Source organism: Metapseudomonas cellulosilytica (assembly GCF_049334135.1).
Classification (GTDB): Bacteria; Pseudomonadota; Gammaproteobacteria; order Pseudomonadales; family Pseudomonadaceae; genus Metapseudomonas.
In genome coordinates this window covers 206,814-230,031 of sequence record NZ_JBHZGN010000004.1, presented here as the reverse complement: position 1 = coordinate 230,031, position 23,218 = coordinate 206,814, and the positions used below count along the sequence as shown (strand labels likewise).

Below are 23,218 nucleotides of genomic sequence, written 5' to 3'. Positions count from 1 at the left end.
TAGCCGAAAGGAGACGCCGATGCTGACGATCTATTCCGACGACCACCACCTGCACCACGGCAAGCATGAGCTGATCGGTGGCCAGTTCACCCCCTGCTTCGAGAAGCCGAGCCGCGCCGACATGGTGCTGGACCGGGCCAAGGCAGTGAAACTGGGGGCCGTCCAGGCGCCCACCGATTTCGGCCTGTCACCCATCCTGCGGGTGCACAGCGAGGGGTTCGTCAACTTCCTGCAGAACGCCTGGAGCGACTGGCAGGCCAAGGGCCGCAGCCACGACATGCTGCCCATCGCCTGGCCGACCCGGCGCCTGCGCCAGGTGGAGCCCACCGATATCGACGGCCGCCTGGGCTACTACTCCTTCGACGCCGGCGCGCCTATCACCGCCGGCACCTGGCAGGCCATCACCAGTTCGGCCAACGTCGCCCTCACCGGCCAGGCCGAGTTGCGCAAGGGCGCCCGTGGCGTGTTCTCCCTGTGCCGCCCGCCGGGCCACCACGCCGCCGCCGACTACATGGGCGGCTACTGCTACCTGAACAACGCGGCCATCGCCGTGCAGGCCATGCTGGACGCCGGCGCAAAACGCATCGCGGTGCTCGACGTGGACTACCACCATGGCAACGGCACCCAGGACATCTTCTACGACCGTGCCGACGTGCTCTTCACCTCGATCCACGGCGATCCGCGCTTCGAATACCCCTACTTCCTAGGCTTCGCCGACGAGAAGGGGGTGGGCGCCGGGGCCGGCTTCAACTTCAACTACCCGCTGGCTTCGGGCAGCGACTGGTCCGTCTGGAGCCTGGCCCTGCTGGATGCCTGCCGGCAGATCGCCGAGTACGCGCCGGACGCGCTGGTGGTGTCGCTGGGGGTGGACACCTTCAAGGAAGACCCCATCTCGCAGTTCAAGCTGGACAGCCCGGACTACCTGCGCATGGGCGAGATCATCGGCAAGCTCGGCCTGCAGACGCTGTTCGTGATGGAAGGGGGTTATGCGGTGGAGGAGATCGGCATCAACGCGATCAATGTGCTGCAGGGGTTTGAAAGTGTGGCCTAGGGCCTTGGCCCTATCGTTGTAGGGGCGAATTCATTCGCCAAGCAGGCCGCAGGTCTGCCCGGGAACCCCGCAGGGGGCTGCGTTGCAGCCCTTGGCGAATAAATTCGCCCCTACAGGTCCCGAGCGATGATCTGCGCCATAGGGCTCAGTTCACCCGCTCAACGAGCTCCACATCCACCTCCCGGCCCATCAGGTCGCGGTCCACTTCGCCGGTCAGCTTGACGGTGGCCTTGTCGTCGATGGACTGCGGCGGCCAGTCTTCGTCATCGATTTCCACCTTGATGGTGCCGGTGGCGTCCTTGAATTCGTAGGTATCGCCCTTGATGCGCTTGACGATCTGGCCCTGGAGCACGACCGGAGCATCGTCAGCGGCTTCCAGGGCGGCAGCGACGGTGCTGAGTTGAGTGGTAGCGCCAGGGCCGGTGTAGCTGCTGGCCATGACGGCGGTGGAGAACAGCGGAACGGCCAGCAGGGCGAGGTATTGGGCTTTCATGGAGGTGATCCCGTGTGCTTGTGGAAGACGGGATCAGGCTAGGACGGCCGGCTGAAACGAGGCTTAAAAGCGCCTTAAGCGAAACTTAACGGGGGGCCGTCGCTTTTCCCTACCGGGCCCGCACCTCAGCCGTTATCGGCGCTGGCCACCAGTTCCTTGCGGAACACGTAGAACAGGTTCGGCTCGCTGATCACGTAGATATCCCCGCTCTCATCCATCGCCACGCCTTCGGCGCGGGGGATGCGGCTCTCCAGGCCGTTCATGCCGCCGAGCAGGCTGATGAAGCTGACCGGCTCGCCCTGCTCGTCCAGCTCCAGCAGCAGGTTGGACTGGGCGGACAGCACCAGCAGGTGGCCGGTACGCGGGTCGACGCTGAGGGCCGAGAGATTGCGCATGCCCAGGCCGTAGCTGGGCAACGGACGCAGCACTTCATCCAGGGCGTCATTGCCATCGCTGCCAAGGCTGAACAGCGCCACCGGGCTACGCTCCTTGCCAAGGATCAACCGCCCCTTGGCCGGGTCCCAGGCGATGCCTTCGAAGCCCTTGTTGCCGGAATCAGGGAAGCCGAGGTCGAACTCCGGTGTGCTGCCGGCGGTGAGCTCGCGGGTCTGCGGGTCCAGCTCGAAGATCGACAGGGTCCGGCGGCGCTCGTCGGTCACCGCGACATGGCCGCCTTCCAGCACCGCCACCCCCTCGGGGTTGGAAAAGCCCTTCAGCGGTATCTTGCGCAGCACCTCGCCCTCACGGCTCAGCTCCACCAGGGTCGGCGACTTTCCAGTGACGGTGAACAGGGTCCCGGTGACCGGGTTGTAGGCCAGGTCCGAGGTTTCGTCGTTCTCCAGGCCCGCCAGCGGTTTGCCCTGCAGCACCGCCTTGTAGCCCGGCAACCAGATGCTGTTGGCACGCTGCTCCTGGGTCAGCTGCTGCTCGCTCAGCCAGACCAGGGCGCGGTCGTCCCAGTGCATGTAGCGAGTGAGAGCAGTGGTACCGGCGATGGCGGCGACCAGGCCCAGCAGCAACCGACGGCGGCGGATGAACAGAGGGAGGCGAAACGGCATCGGATACTACTCGACGATGGGGTCGGAAGAAGATAGCGAAATGCCAGTGAAAGTTCCGTAAAACTTTCCCCCGCCGGTCGGCCGGATCAGATGACCCGGCTTTCGAAGGCGCTGTGGCCCACCAGTTCCAGTACCAGCTCGTCGCCCTGGTTCAGCGGACCGACGCCCACCGGAGTGCCCGTGAGGATGACGTCGCCCGGCTGCAGGCTGAAATGGCCGGCCATGTGCTGGATCAGCGGCAGGATGGCATTGAGCATGTCGCGGCTGTTGCCGTCCTGGCGGACTTCGCCATTGATGGTCAGGCGAATGCCGATGTCGTCCAGCTGCTCCGGGGCATCACCCGGCACGAAGGGTGCCAGCACGCAGGCGCCGTCGAAGGATTTGGAAATCTCCCAGGGCAGGCCCTTTTCCTTCAGCTTCGCCTGCACATCGCGCAAGGTCAGGTCCAGGGCCGGGGCGAAGCCGGAGATGGCGTCGCGCACTTCCTCTTCATCAGGGTGGCGCGACAGCGGCTTGCCGATCAGCACGGCAATTTCCGCCTCGTAGTGCACCGCACCACGGTCCAGGGGAATGCTGAAGCCACCGACCAGGGGCACCACGCAGGAACCCGGCTTGATGAACAGCAGGGGCTCGGTGGGCACGGGGTTGTTCAGCTCCCTGGCGTGTTCGGCGTAGTTGCGGCCGACGCAGACCACCTTGCCCAGGGCATAGTGGATCGGGGTGCCATCGACGTACTGGTGCTGGTAGCTCATTGACCGACTCCTGAAACGCTATCCATGCAAAACAGGCGGTGGATCGCTCCACCGCCTGTCCGCTCAATTGAAGATTTTGCCGGGGTTCATGATCCCGTTCGGATCGAACACCGCCTTGATCGCCTTCATCACCGCGATCTCCGGCTCCGACCGGCTGTAGCCGAGGTAATCACGCTTGGTCATGCCCACGCCGTGTTCGGCGGAAATCGAGCCGTTGTACTTCTGTACCGTCTCGAACACCCACTTGTTCACGGTGGCGCACTTGGCGAAGAACTCGTCCTTGGACAGGTTCTCCGGCTTGAGGATGTTCAGGTGCAGGTTGCCGTCGCCGATATGGCCGAACCAGACCACTTCGAAGTCCGGGTAGTTGGCTTCGACGATGGCGTCGATGTCGTGCAGGAAGGCCGGCACCCTGGAGACGGTGACCGAGATGTCGTTCTTGTACGGAGTCCAGTGGGAGATGGTCTCGGAGATGTACTCGCGCAGCTTCCACAGGTTCTGCAGCTGCTGCTCGCTCTGGCTCATCACCCCGTCCAGCACCCAGCCCTGCTCGACGCAGTGCTCGAAGGTAGCGAGGGCGTCGTTAGCGACCTCTTCGCTGGCGGCTTCGAACTCCAGCAACGCATAGAAGGGGCAGTCGGTCTCGAACGGCGCCGGCACGTCGCCACGGGCCAGGACCTTGGCCATGGCCTTGTCGGAGAAGAATTCGAAGGCGGTCAGGTCCAGCTTGCTCTGGAAGGCATGCAGCACCGGCATGATGGAATCCAGGTCCGGCGAGCCGAGGACCATGGCGGTGAGGTTCTTCGGCGCGCGGTCCAGGCGCATGGTGGCCTCGACCACGAAGCCCAGGGTGCCTTCGGCGCCGATGAACAGCTGGCGCAGGTCGTAGCCGGTGGCGTTCTTGATCAGGTCCTTGTTCAGCTCCAGCACGTCCCCGGCGCCGGTGACCACCTTGAGGCCAGCCACCCAGTTACGGGTCATGCCGTAGCGGATCACCTTGATCCCACCGGCATTGGTGCCGATATTGCCACCAATCTGGCTGGAACCTGCGGAAGCGAAGTCCACCGGGTAGTACAGGCCCTTGTCCTCGGCGAAGTTCTGCAGCTGCTCGGTGACCACGCCCGGCTGGCAGACCACGGTGCGGTCGAATTCGTTGAATTCGAGGATCTGGTTCATGTAGTCGAAGGCGACCACCACCTCGCCGTTGGCGGCAACCGCCGCGGCGGACAGGCCGGTACGGCCGCCGGACGGCACCAGCGCCACCTTGTGCTGGTTGGCCCAGCGGACGATGGCCTGCACCTGCTCGATGCTCTTGGGGAAGACGATGGCACTCGGCGCGGGGGCGAAATGCTTGGTCCAGTCCTTGCCGTAGGCGTCCAGGGACGCGGCGTCGGTCAGGACCTTGCCGGGCTCGACAAGGGTCTTCAGCTCTTCGATCAGGGCAGCGTTGGTCATCAGCGGAACTCTCAAATCATTCATGGTCGCCCTGAGAACGATTCAGGTCGCAACCGAGCAAGGGAAAAGGAGATCATGCTAGCATACGCACCCCGCGAATCGTGCGCTGCAGCCGATTTTCCGGGTAGCAGCCAAGTCCCCCCACGGCCCGCTTCTGTCATTTTTACCGGGATACATAGGTACGCAGATGAGCAAGACCTCTCTCGAAAAGAGCAAGATCAAGTTCCTTCTCCTCGAAGGCGTCCACCAGAACGCCGTGGACACCCTGAAGGCCGCCGGTTACACCAACATCGAGTACCTCAAGGGCGCCCTCTCGGGTGACGAACTGAAGGAAAAGATCGCCGACGCCCATTTCATCGGCATCCGCTCGCGCACCCAGCTCACCGAAGAGGTGTTCGACTGCGCCAAGAAGCTCATCGCCGTCGGCTGCTTCTGCATCGGCACCAACCAGGTCAATCTGGCAGCCGCTCGCGAGCGCGGTATCGCCGTGTTCAACGCCCCCTATTCCAACACCCGCTCGGTCGCCGAGCTGGTGCTGGCCGAAGCCATCCTGCTGCTGCGCGGCATTCCGGAGAAGAACGCCTCCTGCCACCGCGGCGGCTGGATCAAGTCCGCAGCCAACTCCTTCGAAATCCGCGGCAAGAAGCTGGGTATCGTTGGCTACGGCTCCATCGGCACCCAGCTCTCGGTACTGGCCGAAGCCTTGGGGATGCAGGTGTTCTTCTATGACACCGTGACCAAGCTGCCGCTGGGCAACGCCACCCAGGTGGGCAATCTGCACGAGCTGCTGGGCATGTCCGACATCGTCTCCCTGCACGTGCCGGAACTGCCGTCCACCCAGTGGATGATCGGCGAGAAGGAAATCCGCGCCATCAAGCCGGGCGGCATCCTGATCAACGCCGCGCGCGGCACCGTGGTCAAGCTGGACGCCCTGGCCGAAGCCATCAAGGACGAGCACCTGATCGGCGCCGCCATCGACGTGTTCCCGGTCGAGCCCAAGTCCAACGACGAGGAGTTCGCCAGCCCGCTGCGTGGCCTGGACCGCGTGATCCTGACCCCGCACATCGGTGGTTCCACCGCCGAGGCCCAGGCCAACATCGGTCTGGAAGTGGCCGAGAAGCTGGTCAAGTACAGCGACAACGGTACCTCGGTGTCTTCGGTCAACTTCCCCGAAGTGGCCCTGCCGTCGCACCCGGGCAAGCACCGCCTGCTGCACATCCACCAGAACGTGCCGGGCGTGATGAGCGAGATCAACAAGGTGTTCGCCGACAACGGCATCAACATCTCCGGCCAGTACCTGCAGACCGACGAGAAGGTCGGCTACGTGGTGATCGACGTCGACGCCGACTACTCGGACCTCGCCCTCGAGAAGCTGCAGCAGGTGCACGGCACCATCCGCAGCCGCGTCCTGTTCTAAGTCAAGGGCTGCTGCGCGTCGGCGATACTGCGTTGGAAACAGCCTCGGAGTGCTCATTTACAAACGTAAACTCCGCGCTCCTCGGCTGTTTCCGCCTTGTCTCGCTCTAGCTCGCGAGCCCTTGAGGACGACTGAGTTGGAAACGAAAAAAGGGAGGCCTTGGCCTCCCTTTTTCATGGCCCGGACTCAGCCGGGCGGGTTTCGGGTCACTTCACCGTGATGGTGATCTGGTCCGAAACCACCGGCGGGTCCAGCGGTACGTGGTTCTTGTCGCCCACCAGCAACTGCAGGGTGTGCTTGCCCGGCGGCAGGGTGACCTCGGTTTCGGTCTGGCCCTTGCCGAAGTGACGGATGTTGTCGGTCATGGGCAGCGGCATGTCCATCGCCGGCTGCTCATCCAGGTTGATCAGCAGGTGGTGGTGGCCGGTGGCAGGCGCATCGACGCCGGCCGGCGCGACCCCCATGCCCTTGAGGCCGAACTTGACGGTGAAGGTCTGGCCGACGGTGGCGCCGTCAGCCGGCTCGATGACGTACACCTGCGCGCCCTCGGGCGCCAAAGTACGCGGAACGGCCGCCAGGGTGGCGGTGGTGGCGCCAAGCAGCAGGGCGCCCAGGCTCAGGCAATACAGATTCCTCATGACACATCTCCATGTTTTTGTGAGCCAAAGACCAGACCCTATGCAACCAGTTAGGTTCACTTGCTGTCCGAGCAAGGCGTTCTACCCGCGCCTGCCGAAAAACCATGAAAAATCGAGGAAGTCCCCCATGCGCCTGCTGTACTGCCTGCCCGCCCTGTTCGCCCTGCTGAGCCCCCTGGCCCAGGCCGAACTGCTCGACGACATCTGGGAACGCGGCAGCCTGCGCATCGCCCTGGAGGAGAACAATCCGCCCTACAGCTACCGCGAGGACGGCAAACTGACCGGTTTCGAAGTGGAGTTGGGCCGTGCCCTGGCAGCGGAGCTGAATGTCGATGCGGACTTCGTGGTAGCAGAAGATGGCAAGCTGCTGGAGGGCCTCCAGGCCGGCCGCTACGACATCGCCCTGGACCAGCTCGGAGCCGCACCCCAGGGCCAGGGCGCCCTGGAATTCAGCGAGCCCTACGCTTTCCCGCTGGCCGAGGCCGAAGGCGACAACGGCGTGACGCAGCCCATGGCGATCCCCTTCCAGAAGGGCAACCCGGCTTTCCGCGACACCCTTAACCGCGCCCTCGACAAGCTGAAGTCCGAAGGGCGGCTGGGCGAGCTGTCGCAGCAGTGGCTGGGCAAGGACCTCAGCCAGCCGGCCGCGGCCTCGCGCTGAGCCTCAGCCGGCCTCCAGCTCGGCCAGGCGTGCCGCCGCCTCGGCCAGCTCTTCCTCGCTGAACACTTCCACGCCGGCGCGGCGCAGGGCCGCGGCGGTCACCCCCTCGCCCGCGACGCGGGTGCCGCTGAAGCTGCCGTCGTAGTTCTCGCGGTTACCGCAGGAGGGGCTGCGCGCCTTCAGCAGGGCAATGCGGATACCGTGGGCGGCTACCAGTTCCAGGGCGATGCGCGCCCCGGCGACGAACTCGGCGGTTACGTCCTGGCCGTCGTCGGTGAGCACCGGCAGCTCGCCGTCCAGCACGCCAGCGCCCCGGCCGCCGGGAATCTCCGCCGGCGCCCGCGGCGTCGGCAGGCCGCCAGCCACTTCGGGGCAGAGCGGCACGACGCGCCCCTCCGCCTGCCAGCGGGCCAGCAGGTCGAACGGACCGTGGGCGCCGCCGTCATAACGCACTGGCTGCCCGAGCAGGCAACGGCTGACCAGGATCTTCTGCATCGTCATCTCCAAAGGGGCGCCGGATCGTGGCAAAACTCTAGAGGGGGCCGCCGCGCCGGCGAAACCAGCCCGTCAGGGACAGGCGCTCACGGTTCGCCGGCAGTACCTCGTGGGGCAGATTGGCGGACAGGAACACCACCAGGCTACCGCCCTCGGGCAGCACATCGTGTTCGCCCCGCTCCAGGTGCAGGCGCAGCGCGCCGCCCTGCTCCGGCTGCCAGTCGGTATTCAGGTAGGCCACCACCGACACCGCGCGACGATCGTCGTCGCGGAAGCGGTCCAGGTGCTTCTGGTAGAAGGCACCCGGGGGATACAGGGCGAAGTGGCACTCGAAGTCCTCCAGCCCCAGAAAGAGTTCGCGGTTGAGCCGCTGGCGCAGTTCGTCCATCAGATCCAGGTAAGCATCGCTGGCGGCCGACTGGCCACGCTCCAGCCAGTGGATGCGGTCTCCGCGCACCCCTTCGAGAATCTGCTGGCCGTCGCCACGGCCCACGGAGGCCGGTGCCAGGTTCCCGGCGGCGGCGCGGGAACGGCACTCCCCGGCCAAGGCGCAGCTGAGTTCGACGGGCAGCGCGAGGCGCTGATGGGACCAGCCCCGGTTGGCCAGATCGTCGACGATCGAAGCGAGTTGTAGGGATTCGGCAGGTGCATTCATGATGGCGCATTCTACCAGCGCGCAGGATTGTTCCTACATGAATTGAGGCCACTTCCTAAGCCTCGACAATAACGCCCGAGTCCGCAGAGAATAGCCGCACGCTCAACCCCGCACTGCCCGCCCGCCACCGCTTTGCCCCGCCGAACCGATGCCGTACGAGTGGGTCCGATACGAACAGCGGACTGCGTTACCAAGGAGACTCCATGCGCCTGCTCTTCGCCGCCACCCTCCTGTTCCTCGGACTTCCCGCCCTGGCCGATGACCACAGCAACCTCTACCAGGTGGCCGGCTGGTCGGAACAGCGCGCCCACTTCAATGACGCACTCATCGCGGCCCAGCAGCGCTACCAGAAGACTCTGCCGCCGGCGGTCTACCAGGCGCTGGTGGAGAACAGCAACCGGCGCTTCCAGCCCCAGGCCATCGACCAGCGCGCCCAGACCGCCCTGCGTGGCCAGCTGAACGATCCGCACCCGGCCCTGGCCTTCTTCCAGTCGCCCCTGGGGCGCAAGATCATCGCCGCCGAAACCCTGGCCACCCGCCGCGACCAGTTGGCCAAGCACGCCAACGGCCTGCCGCGCATCGAGGCCGACGCCACCCGCCGCCTGCTGATCCGCCACCTGGCCCAGGCCATCCCGGCCCGCGAGGCCGGTGCCGAAGTCAGCCTGGCCCTGGCCGGAGTCGCCGCCGACAGCCTGAGCCAGATGCTTCCCGGCCTGCTGAGCGGCGGCAGCGCGCAGGGCATGATCGACGGCCAGCGCCAGCGCCTGATGGAGCAGATCGGCAACGACCTCGACAACACCCTGCTCTATGTCTATCGCGACCTGTCCGATCCGGAGCTGGAAGAGTTCGTCACCTTCGCCGAGTCGGCTGACGGCAAGGCCTACTACCAGGCCGCGCTGGCCGCCGTGCGCGCCGGCCTCGCCGTCGGCCAGGACGCCTCCGCACAGCAGGGCCTCTGAGCCGTCGAGCACTGTCTCCGCAGGGTGGAAATCCCTTTGGGGATTTCCACCCTCGGTGTCTTGCACGACTTGCTGGTGGATAGAAAAGCGCTATCCACCCTACACGGCCGATGGAGCAGGACCTGTAGGAGCGAATTCATTCGCGAAGAGCGGCTGAATCCCTACCCCAACCGCTCCCGCAGGAACCCGAAATACCGCTCCCGGTAGGCCGGCACCTCGTTCACCAGATGGTGCCCGGCCCCTTGCAGCATCAGCACCTCCGGCCGGTCGAACTTCTCCTCCAGCACTCGCAGGTTGTGCTGCCAGTCCACCGTCATGTCGCCATCGCCCTGGATCACCAGGGGGCGCCTGGTGCTGCGCCGCGCCTTTTCGATACGCGGCACCCAGCGCGCCAGGGCGCCGACCCAGGCGGTGGGCAGGGTCTGCGGTTGCAGCGGGTCCTTGTGCTGGACGAACTCGATGAACGCGGCGTCGCCGGAGTTGACGCTGAAGCGGCGCGGAATGCCTTCGACGAAATGCCGCAGGAGCTGGTAGCTGAACTTCGACCATCCCCAGGCGCGTGGCCGCACCAACGGAGCGAAGAGCAGCGTCTCACCCAACTCCGGGCGCGGCGTTCCGTTAAGCAGGTAGTCCAGCAGGATGGCGCCGCCAGTGCTCTGCCCCGCCAGATGCCAGGGCCGCGGCAGATCGAGGGACGCGGCCTCGCCCAGCAGGGCTTCGAGGGTGGCCTGGTACTCGGCGAAGTCGCCGATGCTGGCCCGAGCTCCGCTGGACAGCCCGTGCCCCGGCAGGTCACAGGCAATCACTGCATAGCCCATGCCCAGCGCCCAGTCCACCAGATGGCCGTAGAGCCCCATGTGGTCGTAGTAGCCGTGCAGCATCACCAGGCTGGCGCGGGGTTCGGGGGGCAGCCAGAGCTGGCTGACCAGGGTATAGCCGGCCGCTTCGATACAGCCCAGGCGTGTCGAAACGCCCGGATGGCGCGTGGAGAAATCCAGCCGGTAGAAGGCCCGATAGGTCTGCGCCTGGCGCAGGTCGGCGGCGCCTGCGGCCAAGGGTCGCAGCAAGGAGCGCAGCAGTTCGGGCTGGAAGTGGTCTGACATCGGGCTTTCCCTGGATGAAGCGGAGATCGCCACGGGACCGCCTGGGTCCCTGGCCGGCTGCCGATATTCTGCTGCCCGGCGCAACGTGGCAAGCTACGCGCCCCCGCAACGAACGTCCCCAGTGCATGCCCAAGCCCAGAACCCTGCTGATCAGCCTGTTCGTCCTTGCCTGCGCGACCGCCCTGGCCTTCGCCTATCGCTGGTACGAAACGCGTTACATCCGCCCCTTCAACGCCCAGGCCACGGTATTTTCCGGCGAGCAGCTGCGCCTGCCGGCCAACCTCGCAGGCCCGGGACCGATACGCCTGGTGCATTTCTGGGATCCAGCCTGCCCCTGCAATGCGGGCAACCAGCAGCATCTGGCCGAGCTGGTCCAGCGCTTCGCGCCCCAGGGCGTGACCTTCCACGCCCTGCAGAAGCCCGGCAGCAAGGGTCAGCTGCCGCCCGGCCTGGAGGCCCTTCAGCCGCTGGCCGAGGTGCCCGGAGCCGAGGGACTGCCCGCAGTACCCGCCGTCGGCATCTGGGACCGCGACGGCCACCTGGCCTACTTCGGCCCCTACAGCGAAGGGGCGGTATGCAACTCGGCCAACAGCTTCATCGAGCCCATACTCGAAGCCCTGCTCGACAACCGACCGGTCAGCGCCGGCAGCACGCTGGCGGCGGGCTGCTTCTGCGCCTGGCGGGAACCGTCCTAGCGGCCACCGAGGCGCGCCCGGTAGGCCTCCGGCGGCATGCCATGCCAGCGGCGAAAGGCCCGGTAGAAGGGTGACAGCTCGGCAAAACCGCAGGCCCGGGCCACCTCGCGCATCGCCTTGCCCTCCTTCAGCAGCTCCACCGCAAGGGCCTGCTGTACCGCTTCACGCAGCTGCCGCAGGTTGCTGCCCTGCGCGGCAAGGGCACGCTGCAGGCCCCCGGCGCTGAAGCCCAGCTCGACGGCGCAGGCTTGCAGCGAGCAATCGGCCTGACCCAGACGCACACCCAGCAGGTAGCGCAGGCGGTTGAACAGGTCGTTGCCCGCCAGCGCCGCCAACTGCGTCTCGGCATGCCGCCAGAGCAGCTCGTGCAGCTCCGGATTGGCGGTGCGCGCGGGACGTCTCAGCAAGGCTGCCGGGAACAGCAACGCATCATGCTCGCAGCCGAATTCGGGCAGCAGGCCGAACAAGCGCAGGTGTTCGCTCACCCGTGCCGGCCGGGGATGGCGGAATTGCACGCCGTCCAGGCGGAACTCGCCGTCGGTGATTGATCCCAACAGTTTGGCGAACAGCAGGGCCAGGCACTCCATCTGCTGGCGCAGGGAAGAAAAACCCAGGTAGTTGAGGTCAATCACCAGGCATGCCCGGGCTCCGTCGATCCGCAGCTGGGCGACGAAGCCACCGGAGAGGATGTGCTGGAAACGCAGGAAGCTCGCCAGCGCCTCGCCCAGGTCGCGGCTGGCCAGCAGCAGGTAACCCACCACATCGAGCAGGCGCGGCTTCATCACTTCGCCCAGATGCAGGCCGATATCCGGGTCGCCGGTCAAGCCGTCGGCAGCCAGCCAGAACTGCGGCGCATCGTCGTGGCGCAGGCGGCCGTCCACTGGTGGCGCTCCCCGGCGACGATGCTGGTTGACGCCCAGGTAGACCTGCCCGGGGTCCAGGCCCAGCTCCGCCAAGGCTTCGTAAAGCAGGCGACGCAGGGTGGCGGAATGGGTCAGGGGCGCAAGGGCGGCGGCATCGGGCTCGGCGTTGGACATGACTGGCTCCACGAAATTGACCGAAGACTTCCAGCCATGAAGTCTCTGGTCAATGCCCGAAAAGGTCAGCTTGGAGAGAATGCCGCGACCACAACAAGGAGAACCGTGCATGAAACGCACCCTGACCGTCCTGGCCGTCATCGTCGCGGCGGCTGCCGCGGGCGCCGCCTGGTACAGCGAGAGCAAGAAGCCGCTGCGCAGCGGCGAGCTGTCCCTGCCCCATCTCCAGGCCCCGGTGACGGTGCGCTACGACGAACGCGGCGTGCCGCATATCCAGGCCGCCAACGAAACCGACCTGTACCGCGCCCTGGGCTTCGTGCATGCCCAGGACCGCCTGTTCCAGATGGAAATGCTGCGCCGCCTGGCCCGTGGCGAGCTGGCGGAAATTCTCGGCGCCCGTCTGGTGGATACCGACCGCCTGTTCCGCACCCTCGGCATCCGCGCCCACGCCGACGAATACGCCGGCAAGATGGACATGAACAGCCCGGCGGCCAAGGCCCTCGCCGCCTACCTCGACGGCATCAACCAATACCAGGACAGCCGGCCGGCGCCGGTGGAGTTCGATCTGCTGGGCATCGAGAAGCGCCCCTTCACCGTCGCCGACACCCTCTCGGTAGCCGGCTACATGGCCTACAGCTTCGCCGCCGCCTTCCGCACCGAGCCGGTGATGACCTATGTGCGCGACGAACTCGGCGCCGACTACCTGAAAGCCTTCGACCTCGACTGGCACCCCGAAGGCGTGATCAGCCAGCCCCTGGCCAGCGCCGACTGGCAGGACCTCAACCGCCTGGCGCAGCTCAGCCAGCAGGCGCTGGTGGAAGCCGGCCTGCCGCAGTTCGAGGGCAGCAACGCCTGGGCCGTCTCCGGCAGCCGCACCGCCAGCGGCAAGCCGCTGCTGGCCGGCGACCCGCACATCCGCTTCGCCGTGCCGGCGGTCTGGTACGAGGCGCAGCTTTCCTATCCGGGCTTCGAACTCTATGGCCACCACCAAGCCCTCAACCCGGTCGCCTCCCTGGGCCACAACCGGCAGTTCGCCTGGAGCCTGACCATGTTCCAGAACGACGACCTCGACCTGATCGCCGAGAAGAGCAACCCGGACAACCCCGACCAGGTCTGGTACCAGGGCCAGTGGGTGAACCTGCAGAGCCGCGAAGAAACCATCCAGGTCAAGGATGGCGAACCGGTGAAGCTGACCCTGCGCCGCTCGCCCCACGGCCCCATCATCAACGATGCCCTGGGCGCGGCCGCCGGCAAGACGCCCATCGCCATGTGGTGGGCGTTCCTGGAGACCGAGAACCCCATCCTCGACGCCTTCTACCAGCTCAACCGCGCCGACAGCCTGGTCAAGGCCCGCGCCGCCGCCGAGAAGATCCACGCCCCGGGGCTGAACGTCGTCTGGGCCAACGCCGGTGGCGATATCGGCTGGTGGGCCGCGGCCAAGCTGCCGCAACGCCCGGAAGGCGTGAATCCGACCTTCATCCTCGACGGCAGCACCAGCGAGGCAGACAAGCCCGGCTTCCTGCCCTTCAGCGCCAACCCCCAGGAAGAGAATCCGGAACGCGGCTACATCGTCTCGGCCAACTACCAGCCGCTGTCGCCCACCGGCGCCGCCATTCCCGGCTATTACAACCTGCCGGACCGCGGCCAGCGCCTGAATGAGCGCCTGGCCCAGCCCGGGGTGAAATGGGATGTACAGAACAGCCAGGCGCTACAGCTGGACACCGGCACCGGCTATGGCCCGCGCCTGCTGGCCCCGCTGCTGGACGAGCTGCGCGCGGCGGCTGATGACCGGGAAAAGGCCCTGGTGGAGCAACTGGCCGGCTGGGACGGTGAGCACAAGCTGGACTCCATCGCCGCCACCCTGTTCAACCAGCTCATCTACGAGCTGGCCAAGGCCGCCATGCACGACGAACTGGGCAACGCCTTCTTCGACAGCCTGCTGCAGACCCGCGTGCTCGACGCCGCCCTGCCGCGCCTGGCCGCCGATGCCACTTCGCCCTGGTGGGACAAGCGCGACACCCCGCAGAAGGAAAGCCGCGCCGAGGTGGTCAAGGCCGCCTGGCAGGCCAGCCTGGCGCACCTGAAGCAGACGCTGGGAGATGACAGCGCGAAATGGCTCTGGGGCAACGCCCACCCCCTGACCCACATCCACGCGCTGGGCCAGCAGAAGCCGCTGAACCTGCTGTTCAATGTCGGCCCCTTCGCCGCGCCGGGTGGTCACGAAGTGCCCAACAATCTGTCCAACCGCGTCGGCCCGGCGCCCTGGGAAGTGTTCTATGGCCCCTCCACCCGCCGCCTGGTGGACCTGGCCGATGCCGAACACGCCCTGGGCATCAACCCGGTAGGCCAGAGCGGCGTGCCCTTCGATCGCCACTACAAGGACCAGGCCGAGGCTTACCTGCGCGGCGAATACGTGCCGATGCACTTTGCCGAGGACGAGGTGAAGGCCAATAGCCGCGAGGTGCTGAAACTGGTGCCTGGCAACTGAGGCACGCGGGGGACTGCCCTCTCCCCCGGCCCCTCTCCCGCAAGCGGGAGAGGGGTGACTCAGGGCCGACCATCCTGCACGGACCGCTCCCTCTCCCTCAGGGAGAGGGCTGGGGAGAGGGGGATACTCACCAGGCTGCGCGGTAGTGATCCAGAACCGTCAGACCCGCTCCAACGCCTGCGCCAGGTCCTCGCGCAGGTCTTCCACGTCCTCCACGCCCACCGACAGCCGCACCAGCGAATCGCCGATGCCCAGCTCGGCGCGGATCTCCGCCGGGATGCTGGCGTGGGTCATGATCGCCGGGTGCTCGATCAGGCTTTCAACCCCGCCCAGGCTTTCCGCCAGGGTGAAGATGCCCACCGCTTCGAGGAAGCGCTTGGTGCCGGCCAGGTCCGCCTTCAGGTCGAGGGAGATCATCCCGCCATAGCCGTGCATCTGCCGTCGCGCCAGCGCGTGCTGCGGATGGGACTGCAGGCCGGGGTAGTAGACCCGCGCCACCTGTGGCTGGTGTTCCAGCCAGTAGGCCAGCTCCAGGGCGTTGCTGCAGTGACGTTCCATGCGCAGGGCCAGGGTCTTCACCCCGCGCAGGGTGAGGAAGGCGTCGAACGGACCGGCGATGGCCCCCACGGCGTTCTGCAGGAATCCCAGGCGTTCACGCAACGGCTCGCAACGGCCGTCGCCGGACACGACGGCGATGCCGCCGATCACGTCGGAGTGGCCATTGAGGTACTTGGTGGTGGAATGCACCACCAGGTCGAATCCCAGCTCCAGCGGCCGTTGCACCCAGGGGCTGGCGAAGGTGTTGTCCGCCACCAGGATGATGCCGCGTCCCTGGCAGAGCTCGACGATGGCCTCGAGGTCGGCCAGGCGCAACAGCGGGTTGCTCGGCGTCTCCACCCAGAGCATGCGGGTATCGTCCTGGATCGCGCCCTTGATGGTGGCGATGTCGCTGAAATCGACGAAGCTGAAGCGGAGCCCGGCACTGGCCCGGCGCACCCGCTCGAAGAGGCGGAAGGTGCCGCCGTAGAGGTCATTGCTGGCGACTATGTGGGCGCCGCTGTCCAGCAGCTCCAGCACCGTGCCGATGGCCGCCAGGCCGGAGGCGAAGGCGAACGCCTGGGCGCCGCCTTCCAGGTCGGCCACGCAGCGCTCCAGGGCCCAGCGCGTGGGGTTGTGGGAGCGACCGTAGTCCAGGCCCTTGTGCACGCCGGGGCTGGCCTGGGCGTAGGTGGAGTTGGCGTAGATCGGCGGCATGATGGCGCCGGTGGAGGGGTCCGGGGCCTGGCCGGCGTGGATGACGCGGGTGGCGAAGGCCCGATTGCTGTTGTCATCCCGCTGGCTCATGGAAGGCTCCTCCGCAGGTGGTTGAGCAGGTCGAAACGGGTAATCAGGCCGTGGAAGCCCGAAGCGTCGGCAATGATCGCAACCAGGCCGCGGTCGAGTTCGGCCTGCAGTTCGGCCAGGCTGGCATCCGGCGCCAGGGTCTCCAGACGGGTGGTCATGACGCTGGACACCGGCTGGCGGAAGTGGGTGGCGTCGGCGTGCACGCCGAGCAGGATGTCGGACTCGTCGACCACCCCGACCAGGTGCCCGTCATCCAGCACCGGCAACTGCGAGACGTCGGCCAGGCGCATGCGCTGGAAGGCGGTGAGCAAGGTATCGTCCGAGCCGACGCTGATCACCCGGCCATCCTCGAAGCGCCGCGCAATCAGGTCGCGCAGGTCGCCGTAGCGCTTGCGCGCCAACAGCCCCTGGTCGGTCATCCACTGGTCGTTGTAGATCTTCGACAGGTAGCGGGTGCCGGTGTCGCAGACGAAGCTGACCACCCGTTTGGGCGTCTTCTGCTCGCGGCAGTAACGCAGTGCCGCAGCCAGCAGGGTGCCGGTGGAAGAGCCGCCGAGTATGCCCTCTTGTCGCAACAGCTCGCGGGCATGGCCGAAGCTGTCCTCGTCGCTGATGGAGTAGGCGCAGCGCACGCTGGAAAGGTCGGCGATGCCTGGAATGAAGTCCTCGCCTATGCCCTCCACCGCCCAGGAGCCGGGCGTGCCGAGGGTGCCGCTGCGGGTGTACTCGGCGACGATGGACCCCACCGGATCGGCCAGGACCATTTCCAGGTCGGGCTGCACCCGGCGGAAATAGCGGGTCAGGCCGGTCAGGGTGCCGGCAGAGCCGACGCCGACCACTATGGCGTCCACGTCCTGGCTGGTCTGCTGCCAGATTTCCGGCCCGGTGGTGCATTCGTGGGCCAGGGGGTTGGCCGGGTTGTTGAACTGGTCGGCGAAGAAGGCGCCGGGAATCTGCGCGGCCAGGCGGCCGGCCAGGTCCTGGTAGTACTCGGGGTGGCCCTTGCCGACATCGGAGCGGGTGATGTGGACCTCCGCCCCCATGGCCTTCAAGTGCAACACCTTCTCGGTGGACATCTTGTCCGGCACCACCAGCACCACCCGGTAGCCCTTGGCGCGTCCTACCAGCGCCAGGCCCAGGCCGGTATTGCCGGCGGTGGCCTCGACTATCGTGCCGCCGGGCTTCAGCCGGCCGTCACGCTCGGCACTGTTAATCATGGCGATACCGATGCGGTCCTTGATGGAGCCGCCGGGATTCTGGGATTCCAGCTTGAGGAAGAGCGTGCACAGGCCGGTGTCGAAACGGGTGACCCGCACCAGCGGGGTATTGCCGATCAGGTCGAGGACGGCGGGGCGGACATCTTTGGCGCTGTTCATGGCGTCACCTCCTTGCGCGACCAGGCAGGGGGCGAAGCGGTCGCCCCACGCAGCAACATAGGCCGCGAGTCGCGGGCCCGCCATGGGTTCCGACGAAGGGGAAACAGATCCAGGGATTCTCTGTAGGGGCGAATTCATTCGCCAAGGGGTGCGCAGCGCCCCCGACGGGTATCGCTGGTCGGACCTGTCGGTCCGATTGGCGAATGAATTCGCCCCTACAAGTCAAAGCGCCCTAGCGGGCGTTGAGCACGGAGATCTGGGTGTTCAGGGTCCAGAAGTCATAGAGCACGCCGACCAGGAAGAAGCCACCCGTGAGCAGGTAGAGGATGCCGCTGATCCATTTGCCCTGGTACATGCGGTGCACGCCGAAGACACCGAGGAAGGTCAGCAGTATCCAGGCGACGTTGTAGTCGTACTGGCCGGGGTTGAAGCGCAGGGAGGCTTCGCGGTCCATGGACGGGATCAGGAAGAGGTCGATGATCCAGCCGATGAAGAACAGGCCGAGGGTGAAGAACCAGAGGGTGCCGGTGATCGGCTTGCCATAGTAGAAGCGGTGGGAACCGAGAAATCCGAAGATCCACAGCAGGTAGCCGATGACCTTGCTGTGGGTGTCCAGACGTGCGTCCATGTTGCCTCCTGCAGGGTGTGAAAGGGACGGCGCCTATTGTCGGGCTTAGCTTTGCTCGGCGCCAACCAACGCTCTGCAACCGAACATGAACAAGCCCGCCGAAGCGGGCTTGTTCAGGGGCGGCGGGCTAGCGGAAGCGGCGCCCGGGGTTTTCTTCGGAAACCTGCAGCGACAGGCCGTCACTCATGTGCTGCAGGTGTTCGCCGTCGGTTTCCGAGCCGAGCTTGATCATCAGGCGCAGGTCGTTGGCCGAGTCGGCGTAGAGCAGCGCGTCCTCGTAGGTAATCTCGCCCTGGGAATAGAGGTTGTAGAGCGCCTGGTCGAAGGTCTGCATGCCGTGCTCGGTGGAGCGTTTCATCAACGGCTTGAGCTCGTGTACCTCGCCCTTGCGGATCAGGTCGGCGACCAGCGGGGTGTTGATCAGCACCTCGATCACCGCGCGGCGCCCCTTGCCATCGGGCGCGGGCACCAGCTGCTGGGCGACGATGGCCTTGAGGTTCAGCGACAGGTCCATCCACACCTGCTGCTGCCGGTCGGCCGGGAAAAAGTTGATGATACGGTCCAGCGCCTGGTTGGCGTTGTTGGCGTGCAGGGTGGCCAGGCACAGGTGGCCGGTCTCGGCGAAGGCGATGGCGTGGTCCATGGTCTCGCGGGTCCGCACCTCGCCGATCAGGATCACGTCCGGCGCCTGGCGCAGGGTGTTTTTCAGGGCCACCTCGAAGGACTCGGTATCGATCCCCACCTCGCGCTGGGTGACGATGCAGCTCTGGTGCTGGTGGATGAATTCGATCGGGTCTTCGATGGAGATGATGTGGCCGCTGCTGTTCTTGTTGCGGTGGCCGATCATCGCCGCCAGGGAGGTGGACTTGCCGGTGCCGGTGGCGCCAACGAAGAGCACCAGGCCGCGCTTGGTCAGCGCCAGCTTCTTGAGGATCTCCGGCAGCTTGAGCTCGTCGATGGTGGGGATGTTGGTCTCGATCCGGCGCAGCACCATGCCCACCAGGTTGCGCTGGTAGAAGGCGCTGACGCGGAAGCGGCCGATGCCCCTGGCGCTGATGGCGAAGTTGCACTCGTGGTTCTCGGCGAACTCGCGGCGCTGCTGTTCGTTCATCACGCCCAGTACGGTTTCCCGGGTCATTTCCGGCGACATGGGGTTCTTGGTCACCGGCATGATCTTGCCGTTGACCTTCATCGACGGCGCTACGCCGGCCGTGATGAAGAGGTCCGAACCGCCTTTTTCCACCATCAGGCGCAGCAGTTTCTCGAATTCCATGGCTTTCTCGCTGTTCGGGTACGGTGCCGTTCAGGCGTGTCAGAAGCTTTCCGGGCTCTTGGCCTTCTCCCGCGCGCTCTCGCGGCTGACCAGGCCCTTGCTGACCAGGCCCTTGAGGCACATGTCGAGGGTCTGCATGCCGAGGGAGCCGCCGGTCTGGATGGCGGAGTACATCTGCGCCACCTTGTCCTCGCGGATCAGGTTACGGATGGCCGGGGTGCCGATCATGATCTCGTGGGCCGCCACCCGGCCGCCGCCGATCTTCTTCAGCAGGGTCTGGGAGATCACCGACTGGAGGGATTCGGAGAGCATGGAGCGGACCATGGCCTTTTCCTCGGCGGGGAACACGTCGACTACCCGGTCGATGGTCTTGGCCGCGGAGGTGGTGTGCAGGGTACCGAATACCAGGTGGCCGGTTTCCGCGGCGGTCAGCGCCAGGCGGATGGTTTCCAGGTCACGCATCTCACCCACCAGGATGATGTCCGGGTCTTCCCGCAGGGCCGAACGCAGGGCTTCGTTGAAGCCCAGGGTGTCGCGGTGCACTTCCCGCTGGTTGATCAGGCACTTCTTCGATTCGTGGACGAATTCGATCGGGTCTTCCACGGTGAGGATGTGGTGGTACTTGGTGCTGTTCAGGTAGTCGAGCATCGCCGCCAGGGTGGTGGACTTGCCCGAGCCGGTGGGGCCGGTGACCAGCACCAGGCCGCGGGGCACGTCGGAGATCTTCTTGAAGATCTCGCCCATGCCGAGGTCCTCCATGGTCAGCACCTTGGAGGGAATGGTCCGGAACACGGCGCCAGAGCCGCGATTCTGGTTGAAGGCGTTGACCCGGAAGCGCGCGACGCCCGGCACTTCGAAGGAGAAGTCGGTCTCGAGGAACTCTTCGTAATCCTTGCGCTGCTTGTCGTTCATGATGTCGTAGATCAGCGCGTGGACCTGCTTGTGGTCCAGCGGCGGCAGGTTGATCCGACGTACATCGCCGTCGACACGGATCATGGGCGGCAGCCCGGCGGAGAGATGCAGGTCCGAAGCGCCCTGCTTGGCGCTGAAGGCAAGCAGCTCAGTAATGTCCATGGGACTCCCCAATTCACATCAAGCGGTTAGAATGCCGCAGACCCCACTCAGGCCGGGCTGTAGAGCGCAGGTAATGTCCACGATAGCAGACAATATTGCAAAGGTTCGCGCGCGTATCCGTGAGGCGGCGCAAGCCTTCGGGCGAGATTTTTCAAGCATCGGCCTGCTGGCCGTGAGCAAGACCAAACCCGCTGGAGCGATCCGTGAAGCCTTCGCCTGCGGCGTCGCCGACTTCGGTGAGAACTACTTGCAGGAAGCCCTGGCCAAGCAGACCGAACTCACCGACCTGGCGCTGACCTGGCATTTCATCGGTCCGATCCAGTCGAACAAGACCAAAGCCATTGCCGAACATTTCCACTGGGTGCACTCGGTGGATCGCCTGAAGATCGCCGAACGCCTCTCGGCCCAGCGTCCGGCGCATCTGCCGCCCTTGAACATCTGCCTGCAGGTGAACGTCAGCGGTGAAGCCAGCAAGTCCGGTTGCGCGCCCGAGGAGCTGCCAGAGCTGGCCGCCGCCGTGGCCGAGCTGCCCAACCTGCGCCTGCGCGGGCTGATGGCGATCCCCGAGCCCACCGAAGACCCGGCGGAGCAGCATGCCGCCTTCGCCCGCCTGCGCCAGCTGCAGGAGGCACTGAACCCCTCCCTGGACACCCTGTCCATGGGCATGAGCCATGACCTCGAAGCGGCCATCGCCGAAGGCGCCACCTGGGTGCGTATCGGCACCGCGCTGTTCGGCGCCCGCGACTACGGCCAGCCCTAGCATTTATAAAGGAAGCATTCATGAGCACTCCCCGCATTGCATTCATCGGCGCCGGCAACATGGCCGCCAGCCTGATCGGCGGCCTGCGCGCCCAGGGCGTCGCCGCTGACCACATCCGCGCCAGCGACCCCGGCGCCGAGCAGCGCGCGAAGATCGCCGCCGAGCACGGCATCGAGGTGGTGGAGCGCAACGCCGACGCCGTGAACGGCGCCGACGTGGTGGTCCTGGCCACCAAGCCGCAGGTCATGAAGAGCGTCTGCCAGGCCCTGGCGCCCAGCCTGAAGGATGGTCAACTGGTGGTGTCCATCGCCGCCGGCATCCCCTGCGCCAGTCTGGCCGCCTGGCTCGGCCCGCGCCCGATCGTGCGTTGCATGCCCAATACCCCGGCGCTGGTGGGCCAGGGCGCCAGCGGCCTGTACGCCAACGCCGAAGTCAGCGCCGCCCAGCGCAAGCAAGCCGAGCAACTGCTGTCCGCCGTGGGAATCGCCCTCTGGCTGGATGACGAGAAGCTGATCGATGCCGTCACCGCCGTGTCCGGCAGCGGCCCGGCCTACTTCTTCCTGCTGATGGAGGCCATGACCGCCGCCGGCGAGAAACTCGGCCTGCCTCGCGCCACCGCCGAGCAACTGACCCTGCAGACCGCCCTTGGCGCGGCGCGCATGGCGGTTTCCAGCGACGTCGACGCCGCCGAGCTGCGCCGCCGCGTGACCTCGCCCAACGGCACCACCGAAGCGGCGATCAAGACTTTCCAGGCCGGCGGCTTCGAAGCCCTGGTGCAACAGGCCCTGGACGCCGCCGACCGGCGCTCGGCCGAACTGGCCGAACAACTGGGCCAATAAGGAGCTTTCGATGACCGGACTCAACACCGCCGCCATCTATGTGATCCAGACCCTCGGCAGCCTCTACCTGCTGATTGTCCTGCTGCGTTTCATCCTGCAACTGGTGCGCGCCGACTTCTACAACCCGCTGAGCCAGTTCGTGGTACGCGCCACCAAGCCGCTGCTCAACCCGCTGCGCAAGATCATTCCCGGCTTCGGCGGCCTCGACCTGGCCTCCCTGGTGCTGGCCATCCTGGTGCAATTGCTGCTGATGATCGTCACCCTGACCCTGATGGGCTACGGTGTCGGCGGCTACCTGCTGCAGCTGCTGATCTGGTCGATCATCGGCGTCACCTCGCTGTTCCTGAAGGTGTTCTTCTTCGCCCTGATCATCAGCGTGATCCTGTCCTGGGTCGCCCCGGGCAGCTACAACCCCGGCGCCCAGCTGGTGAACCAGATCTGCGAACCGTTGCTGATGCCGTTCCGCAAGCTGCTGCCGAACCTCGGCGGCCTGGATATTTCGCCGATCTTCGCCTTCATTGCGCTGAAACTGCTGGATATGCTGGTGATCGGCAATCTCGCCGCCATGACCGGCATGCCGCAGATCCTCAGCCCCTTCCTGTGAGCTGGTACCGCTGGGCGGGCGAGGACCTGATCCTCGACTGCCACCTGCAGCCCAAGGCGAGCCGCGACGAGTTCGCCGGGCTGCACGGCGAGCGCCTGAAGATCCGCCTCACCGCGCCACCGGTGGAAGGCAAGGCCAATGCCCATCTCATGGCCTTCCTGGCGGCGGCCTTCGGCGTCGCCAAGAGCCAGGTGAGCCTGGAAAGCGGCGAATTGAACCGTCAGAAGCGGGTGCGTATCCAGCGCCCGCGAATCCTCCCCGACCTGCCCGGACTGACCGCTCGGCGGCCATGACCGACCTTAAGGCGGGCGTTGTCGTACCGGCGATTGACTGACGGTGACCAAGGCGGATAATGCCCAGCAA

The 23,218-nt window shown here is 66.1% G+C and carries 24 protein-coding genes; 10 read left to right on the top strand and 14 right to left on the bottom strand.

The window, feature by feature from the left end; all coding sequences use genetic code 11:
• Positions 1-19 precede the first annotated feature (19 nt).
• Complete coding sequence (locus tag ACFW0H_RS07150; protein ID WP_422913201.1) at positions 20-1,051, top strand: histone deacetylase family protein; 1,032 nt, start codon at positions 20-22, stop codon at positions 1,049-1,051.
• Between the two features lie 145 nt (positions 1,052-1,196).
• Here the strand turns inward: ACFW0H_RS07150 and ACFW0H_RS07145 are convergent, their stop codons facing one another.
• The 4 genes from ACFW0H_RS07145 to ACFW0H_RS07130 form a co-directional block, all read right to left on the bottom strand.
• Positions 1,197-1,544: a NirD/YgiW/YdeI family stress tolerance protein gene (locus tag ACFW0H_RS07145; protein ID WP_422913200.1), complete on the bottom strand. Its 348-nt coding sequence runs from the start codon at positions 1,542-1,544 to the stop codon at positions 1,197-1,199.
• A gap of 125 nt (positions 1,545-1,669) precedes the next feature.
• A complete protein-coding gene (locus tag ACFW0H_RS07140) occupies positions 1,670-2,602 on the bottom strand; it encodes an SdiA-regulated domain-containing protein (RefSeq protein WP_422913199.1) in 933 nt (310 codons plus the stop codon).
• Between the two features lie 86 nt (positions 2,603-2,688).
• On the bottom strand, positions 2,689-3,354 hold the full coding sequence (locus tag ACFW0H_RS07135) for a fumarylacetoacetate hydrolase family protein (protein WP_422913198.1): 666 nt from the start codon (positions 3,352-3,354) through the stop codon (positions 2,689-2,691).
• Positions 3,355-3,417: 63 nt separating this feature from the next.
• Positions 3,418-4,809 (bottom strand): FAD-binding oxidoreductase, encoded by a 1,392-nt coding sequence (locus ACFW0H_RS07130; RefSeq protein ID WP_422913197.1) that lies wholly within the window; start codon positions 4,807-4,809, stop codon positions 3,418-3,420.
• Positions 4,810-4,996: 187 nt separating this feature from the next.
• Here ACFW0H_RS07130 and serA point away from each other — a divergent pair, with 187 nt between their 5' ends.
• Complete coding sequence (gene serA / locus ACFW0H_RS07125; protein ID WP_422913196.1) at positions 4,997-6,226, top strand: phosphoglycerate dehydrogenase; 1,230 nt, start codon at positions 4,997-4,999, stop codon at positions 6,224-6,226.
• Between the two features lie 206 nt (positions 6,227-6,432).
• On the opposite strand, the gene ACFW0H_RS07120 is transcribed toward serA, so the two are convergent.
• A complete protein-coding gene (locus tag ACFW0H_RS07120) occupies positions 6,433-6,864 on the bottom strand; it encodes a DUF4399 domain-containing protein (protein WP_422913195.1) in 432 nt (143 codons plus the stop codon).
• A gap of 127 nt (positions 6,865-6,991) precedes the next feature.
• Between ACFW0H_RS07120 and ACFW0H_RS07115 the strand changes: the two genes are divergently transcribed.
• Positions 6,992-7,525: a transporter substrate-binding domain-containing protein gene (locus tag ACFW0H_RS07115; protein ID WP_422913194.1), complete on the top strand. Its 534-nt coding sequence runs from the start codon at positions 6,992-6,994 to the stop codon at positions 7,523-7,525.
• A gap of 3 nt (positions 7,526-7,528) precedes the next feature.
• On the opposite strand, the gene ACFW0H_RS07110 is transcribed toward ACFW0H_RS07115, so the two are convergent.
• A complete protein-coding gene (locus ACFW0H_RS07110) occupies positions 7,529-8,020 on the bottom strand; it encodes a 2-thiouracil desulfurase family protein (protein WP_422913193.1) in 492 nt (163 codons plus the stop codon).
• A gap of 37 nt (positions 8,021-8,057) precedes the next feature.
• Positions 8,058-8,675: a 2OG-Fe(II) oxygenase gene (locus ACFW0H_RS07105; RefSeq protein ID WP_422913192.1), complete on the bottom strand. Its 618-nt coding sequence runs from the start codon at positions 8,673-8,675 to the stop codon at positions 8,058-8,060.
• Positions 8,676-8,878: 203 nt separating this feature from the next.
• Between ACFW0H_RS07105 and ACFW0H_RS07100 the strand changes: the two genes are divergently transcribed.
• The gene (locus tag ACFW0H_RS07100; RefSeq protein ID WP_422913191.1) at positions 8,879-9,634 is read left to right on the top strand and encodes a hypothetical protein; all 756 of its coding nucleotides are present in this window, start codon (positions 8,879-8,881) and stop codon (positions 9,632-9,634) included.
• Between the two features lie 161 nt (positions 9,635-9,795).
• Here the strand turns inward: ACFW0H_RS07100 and bipL are convergent, their stop codons facing one another.
• Positions 9,796-10,737, bottom strand: coding sequence for a phospholipase BipL (bipL, locus tag ACFW0H_RS07095; RefSeq protein WP_422913190.1), 942 nt, complete (start codon positions 10,735-10,737; stop codon positions 9,796-9,798).
• A 125-nt stretch (positions 10,738-10,862) separates the two neighbouring features.
• On the opposite strand from bipL, the gene ACFW0H_RS07090 reads away from it, so the two are divergent.
• Positions 10,863-11,432 carry a DUF6436 domain-containing protein gene (locus ACFW0H_RS07090; protein ID WP_422913189.1) on the top strand — a complete coding sequence of 190 codons (570 nt, stop codon included), beginning with the start codon at positions 10,863-10,865 and terminating at the stop codon, positions 11,430-11,432.
• On the opposite strand, the gene ACFW0H_RS07085 is transcribed toward ACFW0H_RS07090, so the two are convergent.
• The gene (locus ACFW0H_RS07085; protein WP_422913188.1) at positions 11,429-12,469 is read right to left on the bottom strand and encodes an AraC family transcriptional regulator; all 1,041 of its coding nucleotides are present in this window, start codon (positions 12,467-12,469) and stop codon (positions 11,429-11,431) included. The two genes, ACFW0H_RS07090 and ACFW0H_RS07085, sit on opposite strands and share 4 nt — an antisense overlap.
• 109 nt (positions 12,470-12,578) lie before the next feature.
• Here ACFW0H_RS07085 and ACFW0H_RS07080 point away from each other — a divergent pair, with 109 nt between their 5' ends.
• Positions 12,579-14,957 (top strand): penicillin acylase family protein, encoded by a 2,379-nt coding sequence (locus ACFW0H_RS07080; RefSeq protein ID WP_422913187.1) that lies wholly within the window; start codon positions 12,579-12,581, stop codon positions 14,955-14,957.
• Positions 14,958-15,116: 159 nt separating this feature from the next.
• Here ACFW0H_RS07080 and ACFW0H_RS07075 read toward each other — a convergent pair whose 3' ends face one another.
• The 5 genes from ACFW0H_RS07075 to pilT all read right to left on the bottom strand — a co-directional run bounded on the left by ACFW0H_RS07075 (position 15,117) and on the right by pilT (position 20,652).
• The gene (locus tag ACFW0H_RS07075; protein WP_422913186.1) at positions 15,117-16,301 is read right to left on the bottom strand and encodes a trans-sulfuration enzyme family protein; all 1,185 of its coding nucleotides are present in this window, start codon (positions 16,299-16,301) and stop codon (positions 15,117-15,119) included.
• Positions 16,298-17,677 carry a pyridoxal-phosphate dependent enzyme gene (locus ACFW0H_RS07070; RefSeq protein WP_422913185.1) on the bottom strand — a complete coding sequence of 460 codons (1,380 nt, stop codon included), beginning with the start codon at positions 17,675-17,677 and terminating at the stop codon, positions 16,298-16,300. The genes ACFW0H_RS07075 and ACFW0H_RS07070 overlap by 4 nt, the downstream gene beginning before the upstream one ends.
• A gap of 232 nt (positions 17,678-17,909) precedes the next feature.
• Positions 17,910-18,305: an NINE protein gene (locus tag ACFW0H_RS07065; protein WP_422913184.1), complete on the bottom strand. Its 396-nt coding sequence runs from the start codon at positions 18,303-18,305 to the stop codon at positions 17,910-17,912.
• A 127-nt stretch (positions 18,306-18,432) separates the two neighbouring features.
• A complete protein-coding gene (locus ACFW0H_RS07060) occupies positions 18,433-19,578 on the bottom strand; it encodes a PilT/PilU family type 4a pilus ATPase (protein ID WP_422913183.1) in 1,146 nt (381 codons plus the stop codon).
• Positions 19,579-19,617: 39 nt separating this feature from the next.
• On the bottom strand, positions 19,618-20,652 hold the full coding sequence (gene pilT / locus ACFW0H_RS07055; RefSeq protein ID WP_422913182.1) for a type IV pilus twitching motility protein PilT: 1,035 nt from the start codon (positions 20,650-20,652) through the stop codon (positions 19,618-19,620).
• A gap of 73 nt (positions 20,653-20,725) precedes the next feature.
• Here pilT and ACFW0H_RS07050 point away from each other — a divergent pair, with 73 nt between their 5' ends.
• The 4 genes from ACFW0H_RS07050 to ACFW0H_RS07035 are packed head-to-tail and all read left to right on the top strand — an operon-like array spanning position 20,726 to position 23,148.
• On the top strand, positions 20,726-21,412 hold the full coding sequence (locus ACFW0H_RS07050; protein ID WP_422913181.1) for a YggS family pyridoxal phosphate-dependent enzyme: 687 nt from the start codon (positions 20,726-20,728) through the stop codon (positions 21,410-21,412).
• Between the two features lie 20 nt (positions 21,413-21,432).
• Positions 21,433-22,251 carry a pyrroline-5-carboxylate reductase gene (gene proC / locus ACFW0H_RS07045; RefSeq protein WP_422913180.1) on the top strand — a complete coding sequence of 273 codons (819 nt, stop codon included), beginning with the start codon at positions 21,433-21,435 and terminating at the stop codon, positions 22,249-22,251.
• A 10-nt stretch (positions 22,252-22,261) separates the two neighbouring features.
• A complete protein-coding gene (locus tag ACFW0H_RS07040; RefSeq protein ID WP_044871035.1) occupies positions 22,262-22,855 on the top strand; it encodes a YggT family protein in 594 nt (197 codons plus the stop codon).
• Positions 22,852-23,148, top strand: coding sequence for a DUF167 domain-containing protein (locus tag ACFW0H_RS07035; protein ID WP_422913179.1), 297 nt, complete (start codon positions 22,852-22,854; stop codon positions 23,146-23,148). Before ACFW0H_RS07040 ends, ACFW0H_RS07035 begins: the two co-directional genes overlap by 4 nt.
• The last annotated feature ends 70 nt before the right edge of the window (positions 23,149-23,218 follow it).

Bases quoted from the DNA above. Each gene is read 5' to 3' on its own strand.
- ACFW0H_RS07145 (WP_422913200.1), bottom strand. From the start codon at position 1,544: ATGAAAGCCCAATACCTCGCCCTGCTGGCCGTTCCGCTGTTCTCCACC.
- ACFW0H_RS07100 (WP_422913191.1), top strand. From the start codon at position 8,879: ATGCGCCTGCTCTTCGCCGCCACCCTCCTGTTCCTCGGACTTCCCGCC.
- ACFW0H_RS07080 (WP_422913187.1), top strand. From the start codon at position 12,579: ATGAAACGCACCCTGACCGTCCTGGCCGTCATCGTCGCGGCGGCTGCC.
- ACFW0H_RS07110 (WP_422913193.1), bottom strand. From the start codon at position 8,020: ATGCAGAAGATCCTGGTCAGCCGTTGCCTGCTCGGGCAGCCAGTGCGT.
- ACFW0H_RS07060 (WP_422913183.1), bottom strand. From the start codon at position 19,578: ATGGAATTCGAGAAACTGCTGCGCCTGATGGTGGAAAAAGGCGGTTCG.
- ACFW0H_RS07050 (WP_422913181.1), top strand. From the start codon at position 20,726: ATGTCCACGATAGCAGACAATATTGCAAAGGTTCGCGCGCGTATCCGT.
- bipL (WP_422913190.1), bottom strand. From the start codon at position 10,737: ATGTCAGACCACTTCCAGCCCGAACTGCTGCGCTCCTTGCTGCGACCC.
- ACFW0H_RS07140 (WP_422913199.1), bottom strand. From the start codon at position 2,602: ATGCCGTTTCGCCTCCCTCTGTTCATCCGCCGCCGTCGGTTGCTGCTG.
- ACFW0H_RS07075 (WP_422913186.1), bottom strand. From the start codon at position 16,301: ATGAGCCAGCGGGATGACAACAGCAATCGGGCCTTCGCCACCCGCGTC.
- ACFW0H_RS07135 (WP_422913198.1), bottom strand. From the start codon at position 3,354: ATGAGCTACCAGCACCAGTACGTCGATGGCACCCCGATCCACTATGCC.
- ACFW0H_RS07090 (WP_422913189.1), top strand. From the start codon at position 10,863: ATGCCCAAGCCCAGAACCCTGCTGATCAGCCTGTTCGTCCTTGCCTGC.
- ACFW0H_RS07150 (WP_422913201.1), top strand. From the start codon at position 20: ATGCTGACGATCTATTCCGACGACCACCACCTGCACCACGGCAAGCAT.
- ACFW0H_RS07130 (WP_422913197.1), bottom strand. From the start codon at position 4,809: ATGACCAACGCTGCCCTGATCGAAGAGCTGAAGACCCTTGTCGAGCCC.
- pilT (WP_422913182.1), bottom strand. From the start codon at position 20,652: ATGGACATTACTGAGCTGCTTGCCTTCAGCGCCAAGCAGGGCGCTTCG.
- ACFW0H_RS07065 (WP_422913184.1), bottom strand. From the start codon at position 18,305: ATGGACGCACGTCTGGACACCCACAGCAAGGTCATCGGCTACCTGCTG.
- ACFW0H_RS07120 (WP_422913195.1), bottom strand. From the start codon at position 6,864: ATGAGGAATCTGTATTGCCTGAGCCTGGGCGCCCTGCTGCTTGGCGCC.
- ACFW0H_RS07105 (WP_422913192.1), bottom strand. From the start codon at position 8,675: ATGAATGCACCTGCCGAATCCCTACAACTCGCTTCGATCGTCGACGAT.
- serA (WP_422913196.1), top strand. From the start codon at position 4,997: ATGAGCAAGACCTCTCTCGAAAAGAGCAAGATCAAGTTCCTTCTCCTC.
- ACFW0H_RS07115 (WP_422913194.1), top strand. From the start codon at position 6,992: ATGCGCCTGCTGTACTGCCTGCCCGCCCTGTTCGCCCTGCTGAGCCCC.
- ACFW0H_RS07070 (WP_422913185.1), bottom strand. From the start codon at position 17,677: ATGAACAGCGCCAAAGATGTCCGCCCCGCCGTCCTCGACCTGATCGGC.
- proC (WP_422913180.1), top strand. From the start codon at position 21,433: ATGAGCACTCCCCGCATTGCATTCATCGGCGCCGGCAACATGGCCGCC.
- ACFW0H_RS07040 (WP_044871035.1), top strand. From the start codon at position 22,262: ATGACCGGACTCAACACCGCCGCCATCTATGTGATCCAGACCCTCGGC.
- ACFW0H_RS07085 (WP_422913188.1), bottom strand. From the start codon at position 12,469: ATGTCCAACGCCGAGCCCGATGCCGCCGCCCTTGCGCCCCTGACCCAT.